Genomic DNA, 17,863 nt, shown 5'->3' with positions numbered 1-17,863 from the left:
TTTGGCTTTTATTTTACACCGTCGTTCTGGCGCATATATTCCAATACACTTCGGGCTTCATCATCCGTTAAACCCTGATTAGGCATACGAATCAAACAAAGTTCCAGCTGTGCCTGCAATTCCGGGTCTTTGTCAATCATTGGATCAGGATTTGTGATAAAATTCATAATCCATTGCGGCGTTCTTCTTCCTGTAACCCCTTTCCAGCCTGGCCCAACCAGTTTTTCATCAGTAGCTTTATGGCATGATGTACATTTAACTTCAGCTGTTTTTAAACCTTTTTCGGCCAAAGCTTTGTCTAAAGAAGCACCCAGTTCTACTGTCGAGTATTTCCCGAGTCCTCTGTTAGGATCATACGAATCCGGTTCTGCTGCTGTTTCAGTTGCAGAAGGAGTCGAAAAATCCTGATCTGTGTTTGATTTTTCTTTTCCGCAGGAAACGAATAAGAAAAGAGCAAACATTGTTGCTAAAAATAATTTCTTCATTACTCTGTTTTTTAATTTGTTAAACTGCATCAAAATTCCAAAACTTGTTTTTCTTAAAGTATGACCGTAATCATACACTGCTAAAAATGTTCACGATACCTTCGTAATCTCAAAATACAGGTATGAAATTTTGTGTTTACATATTCCTTTTTGCTGTAATGTTCAGACCCGCATTTCCGTTTTTGGATTACGTGCTGCACTATCATTACATAGCAACAGAATTATGCGAAAACAAGACAAAACCAGACTTGGGCTGTAACGGAAAATGCCATTTGAAAAAGGAACTCGCAAAAGCATATAAAAACGACGTGCCGGCTTCTAACGAAAAAAAGAGCGAAACCACAGAAACAGTTGTATTATTTATAGTAAACATTCCGGTTTTTACCTTTGAGAAAACCAACAAATCTATCTTAAGAATACATTCAGAATATCAAAATCTATACTCTCATTTAGATACACATTCTGTATTTCGTCCGCCCATTTTCATCTGTTAGTTTTTAATATGTTTTTTTCTTCCGAAGCAATTTGGCAGACTTGTTATTACCCTTATTTAAAATTACTATCACATGAAAATCTTAAAATACACAGCACTATTATTACTTGCGATTATTACTTTTTCCTGCTCATCAGATGACGATGCTGCACCGGAAATTCCTGTAGATGAAACTATCGGACTTAAAAAAATTCAGGAAATATCAAACGACGGTCATACAATCGAATTATATGCTAAAAAAGACAGTTTGGTTCAGGGATACAATCATATTACGTTAAGAATAAAAGACAAAAAAGACGGCACATACATTAAAGACGCCAAATTAGAATGGACCCCAATCATGCATATGAATATGATGTCGCATTCCTGCCCAAAATCTGATATAAAAAAAGTTTTAGATAAACAGACTTTATACGCTGGTGATATTATTTTTCAGATGGCACAAAACGAAACTGAATATTGGGACTTGACTTTTAAATACACAATTAACAACATTGTTTACACTGCAAAAGACAAAATCAAAGTTCCGGCCTCAAAAAAACAAACGGTAAGTTCTTTTACCGGATCTGATGGCGCTCGTTATGTTATGGCTTACATAGAACCAGAAACGCCAAAAGTAGCACAAAACGATATGACTGTAGGTATTTATAAAATGCAGGATATGATGACATTTCCGGCTGTAAATAATTTCAAAATAAAAATCGATCCCAGAATGCCAAGCATGGGAAATCATGGTTCTCCAAACAATGTCGATTTAACCCAATCTGAAACAAACGGTTTTTACAAAGGAAAACTTTCGCTTACCATGACCGGTTATTGGAAAATTAACCTGCAGCTTTTAAATACAGCAAATGACGTATTAAAAGGAGAAACGGTAACTGCTGAAAATACGGCAAGCAGTCTCTACTTCGAAATCGAATTCTAAGATTCATCATAACAAGAAAGAGGCAGAATCAATTGTCTCTTTCTTCTAAATTATCTTATAATGAAAAATACAATCGCAGTTATTTTAACTGTCATTTCAACAATATGCTGGGCGCAGGAAAAACAACCAGACAGTACCGAAACTGTAAATCTTAACGAAATCATTGTTATTGGCAAAAAAACAGCTTTATCTCAAAAACAATCAAAATCGTTAACCTCTGTAGAAGATTATCTACAAAAATCATCTAAAATAAATATGATCAAACGTGGTGCTTATGCCTGGGAACCTGTGATTAACAATATGTCTACAGAACGCACTGTAATTACTATTGATGGTATGCGCATTTTTGGTGCGTGTACCGATAAAATGGATCCTGTAACTTCTTATGTCGAAGTTTCGAATTTGTCCGAAGCCAATGTGGCATCCGGTCAGCAGGCAAGTTGTCACGGAGCTGTAATTGGAGGTTCTGTCGATTTGAAACGAAATATTTACAGCCAAAAAGAAACTGGCTGGAACGGCAGTTTTACCTCTGGTTATGAAACCAATAACAAACACAAAATCATTGGAGGATCTTTAGGCTGCAATAATTCCAATTTTTTTGGGCATATTGATTTTATGCATCGTGATGCCGATAATTACAAAGCCGGAAATGGTAAAAAAATCGACTTTTCGCAGTTTACAAAATATAATTTCTCGGTTTCTGCAGGATATTTTCTAAATCAAAAAAATCTAATCGAAACTTCAATAATTTATGATAAAGCTACAGATATAGGTTATCCTGCTCTTCCGATGGATGTTTCATTGGCAGAAGCCAAAATAATGTCCCTTACTTACAAATACATTCCTGATTCAGGCTTTATTACAAATTGGGAAACAAAAGTATATTTCAATACCATTACACATAAAATGGACGATACGAAAAGACCTTCTGTGACTATTCACATGGATATGCCCGGCTGGTCTGATACTTATGGTTTTTATTCTAAAGTAAAAGGAAAATTCGAAAATCACGAGTTTCTTGCCGATTTGAATTCTTTCTATAATAAATCAGTCGCCGAAATGACGATGTACCCAAAAGATCCTAAAGAAAATCTCATGTTTATGTACACCTGGCCGGATGTTAGAACTTTTTACAACGGATTGTCTTTAGAGGACAATATCAAAATTTCTGCTGAAAGTTCTTTAAGAATAAGTACAAATTTGGGGTTTCATTCTAATACGGCTGCCGATGATTTTGGGCTTCAAAGTCTTCGCATTTTTTACCCTGAAATGGAAGCTTCAAGAAACCGTTTCTTAAAAAGTTTTTCTGGAAATTACAGTCAAAATAATGGCAAACTCGAATATGGTTTTGGTTTGGCTTACGCCGAAAGGGCACCCTCTATTTCTGAAGGTTATGGGTTCTATTTGTACAACAGTAATGATTTTTACGATTATATAGGAAACCCGGATTTAAAAAATGAAAAAGCTCTTGAAGGCAACGCTTTTCTGGGTTTGAAAATAAACCGTTTACATTCAAAAATTACGACTTCCTATTTTCATATTTCCGATTATATTATTGGGAAAATTGATCCAAATGTACTGCCCATGACGATTGGTGCTTCGGGTATAAAAATTTATGAAGCATTGGATTATGCGACAATTTTTAATTCTGATCTTAATCTGGAATATACGGTTTCGCAAAACTGGAATTTAAAAACTCAGGTTGTTTACAGTCTTGGAAAAGATAATGAAGGAAACAATCTTCCTTTTATAAGTCCGCTTCGTTATAACGCCGGAATCGATTTTAAAAAGGAAAAGTTCAATGCCGGAATTCTGGCTCTGGGGAATCTGGCTCAAAACGAATTTGCCGAAACGTACGGACAAACTAGAACCCGCGATTATTTGATTTTTAATATCAATGCCGGATATGCTTTTAACTGGAATAAAAATTCAGTCCAGATTCAAACCGGAATCGAGAATGTTTTTGATAAATATTACACCACTTTTTCAGACTGGAACAAGATTCCAAGACTTGGGCGAAATGTTTTTGTAAATCTCTCTTTCAGCTTTAATTATAAAACATTGATTTAAAGAGGTTTACTTCTACAATAAAAAAATAAATGTAAAACAGTATGATTGGAATCATAATTTGAAAAATTTGATGATACTATATTTACCCTATCAAAAGCGTGCATAACAGCATCTCAAAAACAAATTTTCAATAAAACCACAAACTTTCTCAACGGCAGTATTTCATTAAGAAATATACGCTGCTGTTGAGAAAACAAGACTTAAAAAATGGACAAAAATTTTTTAATACAGGAAATTCTCCGCTTAAAAGAAGAAAAAAATGCTGTAATTCTGGCTCATTATTATCAAAATGAGGAAATTCAGGAAATTGCAGATTTTATTGGAGATAGTCTTGAATTATCAAAAAAAGCACAAAATACAAATGCTGACATTATTGTTTTTGCCGGAGTTCATTTTATGGCAGAAACAGCCAAAATATTAAATCCGGATAAGAAAGTCGTTCTTCCTGATTTTAATGCCGGATGCTCTCTTGCTGACGGCTGTAATCCTAAAGATTTTAAATTATTCAAAGAAAAACATCCTGATCATGTTGTCGTTACTTACATCAATTGTTCTGCCGAAATAAAGGCAATGAGCGATTTGGTCTGCACATCATCAAACGCAAAAAAAATTATAGGTTCAATTCCTTCTGATAAAAAAATCATTTTTGCACCCGATCAAAATTTAGGCAGTTATCTTCAAAAAGAAACACAGCGAGAACTGGTTCTTTGGGAAGGTTCCTGCGTGGTTCACGAAGCTTTTTCGCTGGACAAACTAATTGAAATTTACAATAAAAACCCGACCGCTAAAATTGCGGCACATCCGGAATCTGAAAGTCATATTTTAAAAGCAGCACATTACATTGGCTCGACTTCCGGCATAATTAACTTTATTAAAACGGATCCTGCTGCCGTTTTCATTGTGGCTACAGAAGCCGGTATCCTGCATGAGCTTTCAAAAGCGGTACCCGAAAAAACGCTGATTCCGGCTCCTTCCACAGAAGATAATACCTGCGCCTGCAGCGAATGTGCTTTTATGAAAGTCAACACACTCGAAAAGCTGTATTTGTGCCTTAAAAACGAAAGCCCGGAAATCCTGGTAAACGAACCGTTGAGGATCGAAGCGCTTAAACCCATACAAAGAATGCTTGAATTGTCTTAAAACTTAAAAACCAAGAAAATGCTTAAAACGGATATACTTATAGTAGGTTCTGGTATTTCGGGATTATTTTTTGCCATGAAAACGGCACAAAAACGACCTGATTTATCGATTGTAATTATGACTAAAAAGACGGCAAGAAATACCAACACGCAGCTTGCGCAAGGTGGAATTGCGGTTGTAACCAATCATTTACAGGATAGTTTTGAGCAGCATATAAAAGACACTTTAAAATCTGGAGACGGGCATTGTGATGAAGAAATCGTAAAAATGGTTGTACAGCAGGCGCCAGAAAGGTTAAAGGAATTAATTGAGATTGGCACTTCTTTCGATAAAAATCAGCAGGGACAATGGGATCTGGGACTGGAAGGCGGTCATTCGCAGCATCGAATCCTGCATCATAAAGACAGTTCTGGATTGGAAATAGAGAAAAAATTACTAAATATAATAACCGAATTACCTAATATAAAGTTATTCGAAAACTATCAGGTTATTGATCTCAATACCGAAAAAAAAGAAAATAAAACCTATTGCACAGGTGCCTTTTTTTATGATAAAAACAAAAGCAAAATAAAATATATCCGTACCAGATCGATAGTACTGAGCACCGGTGGTTGCGGTAACCTTTTTGAAAACACAACAAATCCAGAAATTGCAACCGGAGACGGAATTGCTATTGCAGCGCGCGCAGGAGTTCAAATTGAAGATATGCAGTACATTCAGTTTCATCCTACGGCTTTGTACACAGGAAAAAAAAGTCAGCTGTTTTTAATTTCAGAAGCCGTTAGAGGTTTCGGCGCTTATGTGGTAAATGAAGATCAAAAAAGATTTTTATTTAAATACGATTCAAGAGGTGAACTGGCTACACGGGATATTGTCTCGCACGCCATTTACAGAGAAATGAATGAAACGCAAAAAAAGCATGTATATCTCGATTGCAGACATTTAGATATAAAAGATTTTTATAAAAAGTTTCCCGCTATAACAGCGCATTGCAATGAATTGGGTTTATTTCCAGAAAAAGATTTGATTCCTATTGTTCCTGCTGCTCATTATCAATGCGGGGGAATAAAAGTAGATCAAAACGGGGCTACAACAATCCCCAATTTATATGCTATTGGCGAATGTGCCAGAACGGGACTCCATGGAAAAAACCGTCTGGCTTCTAACTCTCTTCTTGAGGCTTTGGTATTTGCACATCAGGCTTCAGAGAATATTGACAAAACCATCGATGCCTGTCATTTTTCAACGAAAGTGTTTATTCCAAAGTATCCAAACAATGAGGCCAAAACGGATTATGTCGCCTTTTTAATTCTAAAAAAAGAAATACAGGCTCTTATAACCAATTTTTATTCCAGCGAAGAGCGCAATACAGATTATGCTATTCAAAAGATAAAATTGATAAAAAATGCTGCCGAAACACTTATACGTAATCAGGAAATTACAATTCCATTTATAGAATTCTCTAATATGCTTACCGTAGCCTTAATCATTATTAAGCACTGCAAAAAAAGAAAAAGCCCATACATTCTGTCTTTAAATTAAAATATCATAACCAAAAACTAACATTATGAAAATAACCAGTAAAACAACAATTGGCGAGATCGCAGCACATGATTTTAAAACGGCAGCAATATTTACAAAATACAATATCGATTTTTGCTGTAAAGGGCATCGCACTATAGAAGAAGTCTGCAAAAAAAGGGATATTCTGGAAGAAGATTTGATTCAAAAACTGGAAGAAGCCAAAACCCAGGCCGCTAACCAGTCATTTGATTATAAATCATGGCCTTTAGACTTGCTGACCGATTATATCATAAAAACACATCACCGATACATAAAAGAAAAAACGCCCGTACTGCTTCAATATTTACATAAATTATGCAATGTACATGGCGAAACATTTCCTGAATTGTTTGAAGTATATAAAATTTTCAAAGCCTCTTCTTTAGACCTTGAAGAACATATGGAAAAAGAAGAACGCGTGCTTTTTCCTTTCATTATACAAATGAAAAGAGCCCAAAACAAAGGATTTTATCTTGAAACAGCTCCATTTGGAAGTATCGAAAATCAGGTAATCATGATGAAAGAAGAACACAATCTGGAAGGACAGCGTTTTAGAAAAATCGCCGCATTAACCAATAATTATGTTCCGCCAACAGAAGCCTGCAATACTTATAAAGCAGCCTTTTCAATGCTGGAAGATTTTGAAATAAACCTGCATAAGCACATTCATATGGAAAATAATATTTTGTTTCCTAAAGCAATGATGCTTGAAAAAAACTTTGAGCAAGTGCCTTAAATTATAAATGATATGGAAAAATATGTGATCAAACGAAACGGGGATTATAAACCTTTTGAAGCTTACAAAATTCAGGATGCCATCCAGAAAGCTTTTAAAAGTGTAAATCTCCCGATGGATAAAAAAATTCTTAAAATCGTACTTTCAGGACTCGAATTAAAATACTCGTGGCCTGTAGAAGAGATTCAGGATATTATAGAACGGGTGCTTTTTGAAAACGGTTATTTCAAAACCATGCGTTCGTTTATTATCTATCGTCATACCCGAAAACTTCAGAGAGAACATATTAATGGCTTAAACGATGATACAACATATGTAGACAGCACTCAAACGGTTGAAGAATACATTAACCAATCGGACTGGCGTATTAATGCCAATGCTAATACATCGTACTCAAATGCCGGATTGGTAAGCAATACAGCCGGTAAAATTATTGCCAATTACTGGCTCGATAAAATTTATACTAAAGAGGAAGGCGCCGCACACAGAAACGGTGATATTCATATTCATGATTTGGACTGTCTCACCGGATATTGCGCCGGATGGAGTCTTCGTGTGCTTTTAAATGAAGGTTTTAACGGTGTTCGCGGACGTGTAGAAAGCAGACCTCCGTCGCATTTTAGGGAAGCATTGGGACAAATGGCTAATTTTCTGGGAATTCTGCAAAGCGAATGGGCCGGCGCTCAGGCTTTCAGTTCTTTTGATACTTATCTCGCACCATATGTGTTCAAGGATCAGCTTTCTTACGATCAGGTTTTAAAAGGCATAAGAAGTTTTGTATACAACCTGAATGTTCCGGCAAGATGGGGACAATCTCCGTTTACGAATATAACTTTAGACTGGGTTGCGCCTACGGACCTTAAAGATCAGATTCCGACAAGAAATGACGAACATTTGTTTCTGTATTCAGATGATCCTGAATTGGTTTATAAAGCGAAAAAAAGAGGTGTTGAAAAATTGATCGATTTAAAATATGCCGATTTCCAAAATGAAATGAACCTTATCAATAAGGCTTATTATACAATTATGACCGAAGGTGATACAAACGGACAGCCTTTTACTTTCCCTATTCCAACTGTAAATATTACTGAGGATTTTGACTGGGAAGGCGAAAATGTCGATTTGTTGTTTGAAAATACGGCTAAAGTGGGTTCTTCTTATTTTCAGAATTTTATTGGAAGCCAGTATATTTTAGATGAAAACGGAAACAGAGTCGAAAATCCCGAAGCTTACAAACCTAACGCAGTTAGAAGTATGTGCTGCCGATTACAGCTCGATCTCCGCGAATTATTAAAGCGAGGAAATGGTCTTTTTGGAAGCGCAGAAATGACCGGAAGTATTGGCGTTGTAACCATTAATATGGCTCGTTTGGGTTATTTGCACAAAGGTAATATTATAAACTTATTTCATCATTTAGATGATTTACTTCAGATTGCCAAATCGACTCTGGAGAAAAAAAGAATATTTATTCAAAAAATGTACGATCGTGGTTTGTATCCTTATACGCAACGGTATCTGTCTCATTTTAGAAATCACTTTTCTACGATTGGCGTAAACGGAATGAACGAAATGGTGCTCAATTTTACTGATGGAAAACAAGATATTACCACCAGTTCCGGGATTCATTTTGCTGCCGAAATTTTAGATTACATCCGTGCTAGAATGAAAGAATTTCAGACCGAAACCGGAAATTTATATAATCTGGAAGCTACTCCGGCAGAAGGAACAACGTATCGTTTTGCCAAAGAAGATAAAAAACGTTTTCCTGAAATCCTGCAGGCTGGGCATAATGAAAACATCTATTACACAAACAGTTCGCAGATTCCGGTTGATCATACTGATGATCCGTTTGAAGCTTTACTGCTTCAGGATGCTTTACAATGCAAATATACGGGCGGAACCGTTCTGCATCTTTATATGAGAGAAAAAATAAGCAGTCCAACAGCTTGTAAAAACTTCGTAAAAAAAGTACTTACCAATTTTAAACTGCCTTATATAACAGTAACACCTGTTTTCAGTATCTGCCCTGTTCACGGTTATCTAAACGGAGAACATGAATACTGCCCAAAATGCGATGAATTATTATTAAATGAAAATAACCAACAAACTATACTATATGAAAACACAGTCTCATGAAATTCCCGAAAAACTAAATGCTAAAAGAAGCAAATGTTTAGTGTACACAAGAGTAATGGGCTATCACAGGCCTGTAGAAAGTTTTAACATTGGAAAAAAAGGCGAACATCAGCAGCGAACGCATTTCAAAGAAATTATGGTCTAATAAAGCTGTTTACAGCATAACCCCTTTCACCTTATTAGACTACCCGGATAGAGCAGCCTGCATTGTGTGGTTTGCGGGCTGTAATATGCGGTGTTCGTATTGTTACAATCCTAATATTGTTTTAGGGAAAGGAAAACTGGACTTTGAAAGCATTCTTAAATTTCTAAAATCCCGCATTGGATTATTAGACGGTGTAGTTTTAAGCGGCGGTGAATGCACCATCCATAAAAATATTATTCCGTTTATTGAAGAAATAAAAGCCATGGGATTTATTGTAAAAATTGATACTAACGGCTCAAAACCAACTATTTTAAAAAAGCTGATTGATCAAAAATTAATTGATTATGCTGCCTTAGATTTTAAATCTCTACCCACAAATTTTGAATCTATTACGCAGTCTGATTTATTTGCTGAATTTGAAGAAAGTCTAACACTTTTAACGAATTCCTCCATTCCGTTTGAAGTTAGAACTACGCTTCATTCAGCACTTATTTCCAGAATAGACTTTTTAAAAATGATTGATTATCTGGAAAATCAAAACTATGAAGGCCGCTATTATGTGCAGCACTTTATGAATAATGTTCCCACCCTTGGTGAGTTGGGACATTCAGATAAATCATTACAACCTGAAAATTGCTCAACCTCAAAAATAAAAGTTATTTTTAGGGAATGATACTATATAACGTTTTTAATTCTTACTTCTAAAATACTGTATTATGACACCTCACCATTTTATTTTAATAATTCACCTTTTGGCGGCCACAATTTGGGTTGGAGGTCATCTTACGCTCAGTATTGTTTTTCTGCCGTCGGCTTTAAGAAAAAGAGACCCAAACATTATTCTAAACTTTGAAAGAAAGTTTGAAATTCTTGGAATGTCGTCTCTAATTATACTTGTTATTACCGGAATCTGGATGGCATATGATTTTGGTGTAACAATAGATTCCTGGTTTAGTTTTTCGGGCAGTTTTGAAAAAGTAGTTTCTGCCAAATTATTATTGCTTTTTCTAACCATTATCTGCGCTCTGATTGCCCAGTTCAAAATCATTCCCAATCTAAATGAATTCAATATAAAAAAGATGGCTGTACTAATTATTACCGTTACTTTAATTGGAGTTACGATGCTTATTTTAGGATCGACTTTAAGATACGGAGGAATATAAATTCATAAAAAAAACCGTAAAATTACTTACGGTTTTTCTCTATTCTCAGCGTCTCTTTTTTTGCTGTCCCGGAGCATGCGATTTTGCGCTTTTGTTTCCAGACATTTTCTTCGCCTGTCCTGGAGGCACTTTTCCTGAACGTGAAGATGAGGATGAACCGTGTGTACTACATCCTGCAATACATAACGCCATTAAAGCACAAGATAAAATTTTAATAAAACCAGCTTTTGTCATTAGTTATTTATTTTTAGTCAAAAATACAGGTTTAAAAAGAAGTAAACAGTTTATAAGTAAAAAAAAAGAGCTGTTGGCAAAAACAGCTCTTTTAGGTTTTTCAAGTAATGTACAAGCTTACTAATTCAAATACTTTAAAATAAAATCTATGAAAAACCATTTTATTATTAATTCTTTGAGTATAATTATTTAACACATAGAAACATAGATTTGTGATGTCAGCACAACACGTTTCACTTGCAATAACAAACATAGATTACTGTGTATGATAAACTGGATTCTTTTAGTATCCTTTTTATTCCTTTCTTTAGATAAAACTATGTTTCTATGTGTTTTATAACATCAGGTTTTATTTTAATATTGAGCAGAAGCACTCTGAGATTTCGATTTCATAATAACTTCTACTGTTTTTGGTTTTTCAAAAAACTGTTTCGCAAAAGCTTTTAAATCTTCCGGAGTAATTTCATTTAAAGTTTTCTGGTAAATAACATCATCTTTAAAATCTTCATTATTTAAAGCCATATTGTTTAAATTACTCAGCCAGAAACTGTTTGATAATACTTTTTCGGCTCTTGATTTTAAAACGGTATTTTTTACAGATTGAATATCCTCGTTCTTCACTTCTTTTTTCTGCATTAACTCGATTTGCTCATAAACAATTTTGGTTAGTTTTTCCTCTTTTTCAGGATCACTGTCAAAATTAATGGTCATCGAATATTCATCAGACGGAAGTCTGCTCACGCCCGAAGAAACATGTACACCGTAACTTCCGCCCTCTTCTTCACGAATTAAATCAAGATATTTTTTAGACAGTAATTCAGACAAAATATGAATCGTGAAAACATTTTTATACGTGTATGGAAACGGCTTTACAAATCGAATGTAAACGCTGGCTTTTGGCACATTCATTTCCCTAATCAACAATTCCTTCGCAATTCCATCTTTAGGCTCTATGTGATTGTCTTTAAAATTTTCGGTTTTGTTTACATCAGATGAAATACTTCCTATATATTTTTCGATTAACGAAAGTGTATTTTCAGGAAGATTTCCTGTAAAAACAAACGTAAAATCAGCGGCATTCCAGATTCTGTTTTTATAAATTTCCGATGCTTTTTCAAAACTCAATTGCTTGATAAATTCCTGATTGAAAAGCGGAAGTCGTTTATTATGGTTTGAGTTTAACAGCGAAATAGTGTCCTGAAAAATTTTAGGGTTTGTATTGGCACTGTTTTCTAACGAATTAGTTAAACCAGTCAGCATTCTTGAATACGAATCTGTATCGAATCTTGGATTCTCAAAATACAAGTACAAGAGCTGTAATAAAGTTTCAACATCTTTTTGATTACTCGAACCTTTAAATCCTTCTGTCAATTCCGTTATGTAAGGTTTTAAACTTACTATTTTTCCATTTAGTTTATCTTGTAAATCGGTATTTTTAAATTCTCCTAAACCAGAACTTTCTACTAAACTTACCGCAATTTGCGATGATGGAATATCTTCTGTTTTAAGTAAAGAGCTGCCTCCTTTACTAAATGCCGAAAACAAAATTTCATCTTTGGCCAAAGTCGTTGGATATAAAATAATTTTGGCACCGTTTCCTAAAACGTAACTTTTCGCTCCTGCAATTCCTGCATCAGATTCTTTTATTACTTTAGAACCTTTTAACTCTGCCGTAATCAAAGGTTTATCAGTATTGGTTTCTTTGTATTTTTCTAAAGGCATTTTTTTAACCGATTCCATAATAGCCGTATAATCTGATTTTGACGGATATACCACATCATTTTTATCAGGCCCAGTAACCGTTAAAACAATATTATCAGCGGTTTGCAGTTTTTTAACCGCCTGATTTATTTCAGAAAGTGTAATCGAAGCTAAACGTTTTTTAATATTTTCATATTGTTTTTCAATACTTTCAAATGGAGCGGCTTTCAGGAAATAATTTACTAATTCCTCTGCAAACTCATCGCTGTTGATTTTATCTTTATTTTGAAGCAGATCTTCATAATAACTCAAAATTCCTTCTTTATTTCTATCGAGTTCTTTTTGTGTAAAACCGTAACGGACTGCTCTTTCTGTTTCGATCATCAATTCTTTAAAACCTGCTGCTGTTTTATTATTTTTTGGAACAACATATAAGCTGTAAGAATCTGTTAACCTGGATACTTCAGAAGGTCCGGATGCCATTTTTAAAACAGAAGTTTCGTTATTCTGGATAAATGCCTGATAACGTCTGTTCATCATATCGGTGCACAAATTATTTACCAGATCTTTTCTGATTGTTTCATCGTTTTTAACTCTACTAAAGTCTTTCTTATAATACAAAACAATTGATGTTTCCTGCGCTTCTTTATCTTTTGCTAAAACATATTCCATTCCTTTATTTTTCGGAATTGAAACGTAATAACGTTCCGCCGCATTTTTTGGCATTTCTATAGTCGAGAAAAGTTGGATAATCTTCTGCTCTACTTCTTTCACATTTACATCTCCCACAACAATAACGGCTTGTAAATCCGGGCGGTACCATTTTTTATAATAATCTCTAAGAACTTGATAATCAAAATTATTAATGATATTTAAATCGCCAATAACATCACGTTTTGCGTATTTAGAATCTTTGTATAATGTTTTATCGGTTTCCAAGCGTAATCTGAAATCAGAATCACGTCTTGTTCTCCATTCTTCTCTAATTACACCGCGTTCAGCATCAATTTCTGTATCTTTTAAAGAAAGAAAACCTGACCAGTCGTGTAAGGCCAAAAGGCAGGAATCTACTAGTTTATCATCTGAAGAAGGAACATTGCTCAAATTATAAACCGTTTGATCCTGAGCTGTATAAGCATTGATATCTGCACCAAAGCGAACGCCTTTTTTTTCCAGCATATCAATAATACCTTTTCCTTCAAAGTTTTGAGTTCCGTTAAAAGCCATGTGCTCTAAGAAATGTGCTAATCCGTTTTGATCATCATTTTCTAAAATCGCTCCGACATTTTGGGCAAAATAAAAACTTACACGATCTTTTGGCCATTCGTTATGAAGCACATAATATTTCATTCCGTTTTTTAATTTTCCCGAAGCCACTTCAGAATCCAGCGGAATTGTAGTGCTAAACTGTGCAGTACTTTTAAATCCTATGAAAAGGATAAAAAGCAAATATTTTGATTGAAAGATTTTCATTTGATATTTTTTTGTTTTTGATGATTATCTGAAGTTCCGGACACCTTCTTTCAACCAATTGGTATAAAAAGCAATATCCGGATTATAAGCCGTAGGCTGATTTAAATTTTCTCCTTTGTGATCCACTAAAACATAATACGGCTGTGCATTTGTTTTGTATTTCAAGATTTGGAATTCGCTCCATTTCTGCCCAATATATTTTAATTTTTTACCCGTTATTTTAGACACCACCTGCTCGTTTTCTTCCAGCGGTCTTTTGTCATCTACATATAACGAAATTACGACCACATCATTATTAAGCTGCGACAAAACCTGCGGATCCGGCCAGACACGTTCTTCCATTTTACGGCAGTTTACGCAGGCAAATCCCGTAAAATCAAGCATAACCGGTTTATTTACTTTTTTGGCATAAGCGAGTCCTAAATCATAATCTCTGAAAACAGTAATTCCGTTTGGACCTTCTTCTGCACCTTCCGGCAATATTGCCGCTGCAGTGTTTGAAGATACTGTTGTTCCAATTCCGTTTGGAGATTCGCTGTATTGTTTTGGAGGAGGAAATCCGCTGATCCATTGCAGAGGCGCGCCCCATAATCCCGGAATTAAATAAATAGTAAATGCCAAAACCACGATCCCGAAACTTAATCTGCCTACTGAAAGATGTGTAACCGGAGAATCATGCGAAAGCTGGATTTTTCCGAATAAGTAAAAAGTTAAGGCTGCAAAAATGGCAATCCAAATGGCTAAAAATGTTTCTCTTTCCAATAAATGCAATTGCAAAACCAAATCAGCATTCGATAAAAATTTAAAAGCCAAAGCCAGTTCTAAAAAGCCTAAAACCACTTTTACAGAGTTTAACCATCCGCCTGATTTTGGTAAAGAATTCATCCAGCCGGGAAAAGCGGCAAAAAGTGTAAATGGCAGTGCAATTGCCAATGAAAAACCTAACATTCCGATAATGGGTGCTAAACCGCCCTGACTTGCTGACTGCACTAATAAAGTCCCAACAATTGGTCCTGTACATGAGAATGATACTATTGCTAAAGCCAAAGCCATAAAAAAGATACCAATTACACCGCTTTTTTGAGATTTATTATCCACTTTAGTAAGCCATGAACTTGGCAGAACAATTTCGAAAGCGCCCAAAAATGAGATGGCAAAAACGACCAATAATACAAAAAACACCAAATTAAATATAACGTTTGTTGCCAGTGCGTTTAAAGCATCTGCACCAAAAATAGTCGTCACTAAAGTTCCTAAGGCCACATAAATAATAATAATAAACCATCCGTATAATATGGCATTTCTAATTCCTGCTGCTTTGTTTTTACTTTGTTTGGTAAAAAAACTAACTGTCATTGGAATCATCGGGAAAACACAAGGCGTTAGTAAAGCTGCCAAACCGCCTAAAAAGCTTAATAGAAATATGTTCCAGATGTTTTGCTCGTTTTTAGCAGCATTTTTTTCAACAGAAACACTATCTTTTCTCATTTCTGTTTTTACTGGAATAACTGCTGCAACCGTATCTTCTTTCTGAGTTATAACGGTATCTCTTTGAACGGTTTCTGTAATTTTTGATTGTTCTTCTGCAGCGCCTTTTGGAATTTCAAAAACAAATTCCCTTTCGCTTGGCGGCAAACAGCTTTGATCATTGCAGACCATAAATTCTATAGTTGCGTTAACCTTAAAAGCATCGTTATTTTTTCTTTCTATTTTTTGTGTAAAAACAGCTTTTGTTTCAAAAAGTTTGATGCGCATATTAAAAATCGGATCATCAATTTCATGTCCGTTTGGCTCAATAACGCCGCCTTTTGTTGTATAATTTTTAGATTTTGCAAAGACAAAACTAGTTGGCATTGGTCCATTTGCGGGAACTTTTTGCGAATACATGTGCCAGCCTTTGTCGATTTGCGCTGTAATACTTAAAGTGTAGCTGTTCTGCCCTGTTTCCTTAACTAAAGTCGTAAATGAAACGGGATCGTAAATTTGAGAAAATGTGTTTTGAAAACTAAAAAGTATCAAAAACAATAAAAATAATTTTTTCATAGCATGAAACATTTCATGATCGATCCTGTTAAGGAAAGTCCATAATTAATTATATAAAAACGAAAAAGGGTTTGGGTAAAGAACCTTGGTAATCAAGCGTTTTTGGTTTTTCAATCTTTGTCAAAGTTTCAAACTTTGACAAAGATGATCACACATTATTACTTTTTATAACGAACTAAAATCCACTTAGAAATATCCTCCAAAACTTCTGGTGCAAAGACCTCATCTATCTCTTTGACTTCTTTTTGAGTACAAGTAATACAATGCTGATACATATGGTTTAATCCCGGATAAATTTTAGTAGTCAGGTCTTTAACTTTAAGATATTTCTTAAATGAGTTAATATTTTCTACTGCCGGAACCTGAATGTCTTTATCGCCGTTTGCAATCATTACAGGAACTGTAATTTTAGGCAGGTAATCTTCCGGATTATAATGAATGGTGTAGCGGTACCATTTTCTGTCAGCATCTTTTCCGTATCGGTATAAAAATGTCTGATCGCGTCCGTCCCAAAGCTGTACTTTTTTTAGCGTGACAGAATCCTGTTTCTGCATCCATTCTTTCAATTTCGTTTCCATTATGGGTTTTACAGATTCATCGTCTTTAGTATCGTAAACGGCTTTGAATAAAATATTGTACAATTCCATTTGTTTGGCTACCACCTCATCTGTAAAATTGAAACTTTTTAAAATCGCCGTATTTTGAAGATTCAGCATTTCAAGTCCGCTTACTCCCACGCCAGACAAACTAATCATGAATTTTATGTCCTTGTTTCTCGAGCTAACGATTGAGGCAATCATACCGCCTTCGCTGTGGCCAATTAGACCAATATGAGTTGCATCGACATTTTTATCACTTTTTAAATATTCGATTTCTTCTTCGATATCATTGGCAAAATCTCCAGTTGTGGCATTTTCAAAATCTCCGGTTGTTTTGCCAAATCCGCGGTCGTCTACACGAAGAGAAGCGATTCCGCTGCGAGCCAGATAATCGGCTAAAACGGTAAAAGATTCTCTGCCCATAAACGTATAATTGCGATCGTGCTGCCCGGTTCCAGAAATTAAAATGGCCAGCGGATATTTCTTTTTGTTCTTCGGAAGTGTCAATGTTGCGCCATAAGTCAGCTTGGTATTCTTCCCTGAAAAGGTAAAATCTTTTACTTCATACGGATACGGTTTCTGCGGATGCTGTGCAAAAAACAAAGGTTTGATTTCGGTTTGTTTCTTTAAAACAATAACGGCATTTGGAATTGAATAATTATTAAAAATTCCTGTTACTGCAGTTTTATCGGTATTGTATTTTCCTTTAAAAGTATAACCATACATGTCATTTTTAAAAGAAACACTATCTGCGGCAACTTTAAAAGCAATTTTGCATTCTGAACCTAATTCAGGGATACTAAAAGAAAGAGAATCTTTTTTGCTGTCAAAATCACCTGAAACCAGTATTCGGTACGACTGGTATTGTCCCTGCCAGATGGTTTGGGAAAAACCAGTCTGACAGCACAATACTAAAATGCTGAGATATAAAAAATTAACAATTTTCATTTTATAACC

The 17,863-nt window shown here is 35.1% G+C and carries 15 protein-coding genes; 10 read left to right on the top strand and 5 right to left on the bottom strand.

Annotated elements, in window-relative coordinates; translation table 11 throughout:
- Positions 1-8: 8 nt before the first annotated feature.
- Positions 9-485 (bottom strand): cytochrome c family protein, encoded by a 477-nt coding sequence (locus tag L1276_RS17655; protein WP_253790108.1) that lies wholly within the window; start codon positions 483-485, stop codon positions 9-11.
- A gap of 122 nt (positions 486-607) precedes the next feature.
- Between L1276_RS17655 and L1276_RS17650 the strand changes: the two genes are divergently transcribed.
- From L1276_RS17650 to L1276_RS17605, 10 genes are all read left to right on the top strand, one after another.
- Entirely contained in the window at positions 608-979 is a 372-nt protein-coding gene (locus L1276_RS17650; protein WP_253790106.1) for a hypothetical protein, read from the top strand.
- Between the two features lie 72 nt (positions 980-1,051).
- Positions 1,052-1,903 carry a hypothetical protein gene (locus tag L1276_RS17645; RefSeq protein WP_253790105.1) on the top strand — a complete coding sequence of 284 codons (852 nt, stop codon included), beginning with the start codon at positions 1,052-1,054 and terminating at the stop codon, positions 1,901-1,903.
- Positions 1,904-1,963: 60 nt separating this feature from the next.
- Positions 1,964-3,973: a TonB-dependent receptor gene (locus L1276_RS17640; protein ID WP_253790104.1), complete on the top strand. Its 2,010-nt coding sequence runs from the start codon at positions 1,964-1,966 to the stop codon at positions 3,971-3,973.
- Between the two features lie 207 nt (positions 3,974-4,180).
- The gene (nadA, locus tag L1276_RS17635) at positions 4,181-5,113 is read left to right on the top strand and encodes a quinolinate synthase NadA (protein WP_253790103.1); all 933 of its coding nucleotides are present in this window, start codon (positions 4,181-4,183) and stop codon (positions 5,111-5,113) included.
- 18 nt (positions 5,114-5,131) lie between these two features.
- Positions 5,132-6,655: an L-aspartate oxidase gene (gene nadB, locus L1276_RS17630; RefSeq protein WP_253790101.1), complete on the top strand. Its 1,524-nt coding sequence runs from the start codon at positions 5,132-5,134 to the stop codon at positions 6,653-6,655.
- 25 nt (positions 6,656-6,680) lie between these two features.
- Positions 6,681-7,412 carry an iron-sulfur cluster repair di-iron protein gene (gene ric, locus L1276_RS17625; protein ID WP_253790098.1) on the top strand — a complete coding sequence of 244 codons (732 nt, stop codon included), beginning with the start codon at positions 6,681-6,683 and terminating at the stop codon, positions 7,410-7,412.
- A 12-nt stretch (positions 7,413-7,424) separates the two neighbouring features.
- A complete protein-coding gene (locus L1276_RS17620; protein ID WP_253790095.1) occupies positions 7,425-9,548 on the top strand; it encodes a ribonucleoside triphosphate reductase in 2,124 nt (707 codons plus the stop codon).
- On the top strand, positions 9,529-9,693 hold the full coding sequence (gene nrdD / locus L1276_RS17615) for an anaerobic ribonucleoside-triphosphate reductase (protein WP_253790093.1): 165 nt from the start codon (positions 9,529-9,531) through the stop codon (positions 9,691-9,693). The genes L1276_RS17620 and nrdD overlap by 20 nt, the downstream gene beginning before the upstream one ends.
- On the top strand, positions 9,638-10,366 hold the full coding sequence (locus tag L1276_RS17610) for an anaerobic ribonucleoside-triphosphate reductase activating protein (protein ID WP_253790092.1): 729 nt from the start codon (positions 9,638-9,640) through the stop codon (positions 10,364-10,366). Before nrdD ends, L1276_RS17610 begins: the two co-directional genes overlap by 56 nt.
- Positions 10,367-10,409: 43 nt before the next feature.
- Positions 10,410-10,856, top strand: a complete 447-nt coding sequence (locus L1276_RS17605) for a copper resistance protein CopD (RefSeq protein WP_253790091.1) — start codon at positions 10,410-10,412, stop codon at positions 10,854-10,856.
- A 45-nt stretch (positions 10,857-10,901) separates the two neighbouring features.
- On the opposite strand, the gene L1276_RS17600 is transcribed toward L1276_RS17605, so the two are convergent.
- From L1276_RS17600 to L1276_RS17585, 4 genes are all read right to left on the bottom strand, one after another.
- On the bottom strand, positions 10,902-11,090 hold the full coding sequence (locus L1276_RS17600; protein ID WP_253790090.1) for a hypothetical protein: 189 nt from the start codon (positions 11,088-11,090) through the stop codon (positions 10,902-10,904).
- Positions 11,091-11,444: 354 nt separating this feature from the next.
- Positions 11,445-14,264: a pitrilysin family protein gene (locus L1276_RS17595; RefSeq protein WP_253790089.1), complete on the bottom strand. Its 2,820-nt coding sequence runs from the start codon at positions 14,262-14,264 to the stop codon at positions 11,445-11,447.
- Positions 14,265-14,288: 24 nt separating this feature from the next.
- The gene (locus L1276_RS17590; protein WP_253790088.1) at positions 14,289-16,307 is read right to left on the bottom strand and encodes a thioredoxin family protein; all 2,019 of its coding nucleotides are present in this window, start codon (positions 16,305-16,307) and stop codon (positions 14,289-14,291) included.
- A gap of 158 nt (positions 16,308-16,465) precedes the next feature.
- Positions 16,466-17,854, bottom strand: coding sequence for a S9 family peptidase (locus L1276_RS17585; RefSeq protein ID WP_253790087.1), 1,389 nt, complete (start codon positions 17,852-17,854; stop codon positions 16,466-16,468).
- Between the last annotated feature and the right edge of the window lie 9 nt (positions 17,855-17,863).

Origin of the sequence: Flavobacterium sp. HSC-32F16, from assembly GCF_024171645.1 — a bacterium.
Lineage (GTDB): Bacteria > Bacteroidota > Bacteroidia > Flavobacteriales > Flavobacteriaceae > Flavobacterium.
Note: the sequence above shows the minus strand (reverse complement) of the source record. Positions and strands in the feature narration are given on the sequence as shown.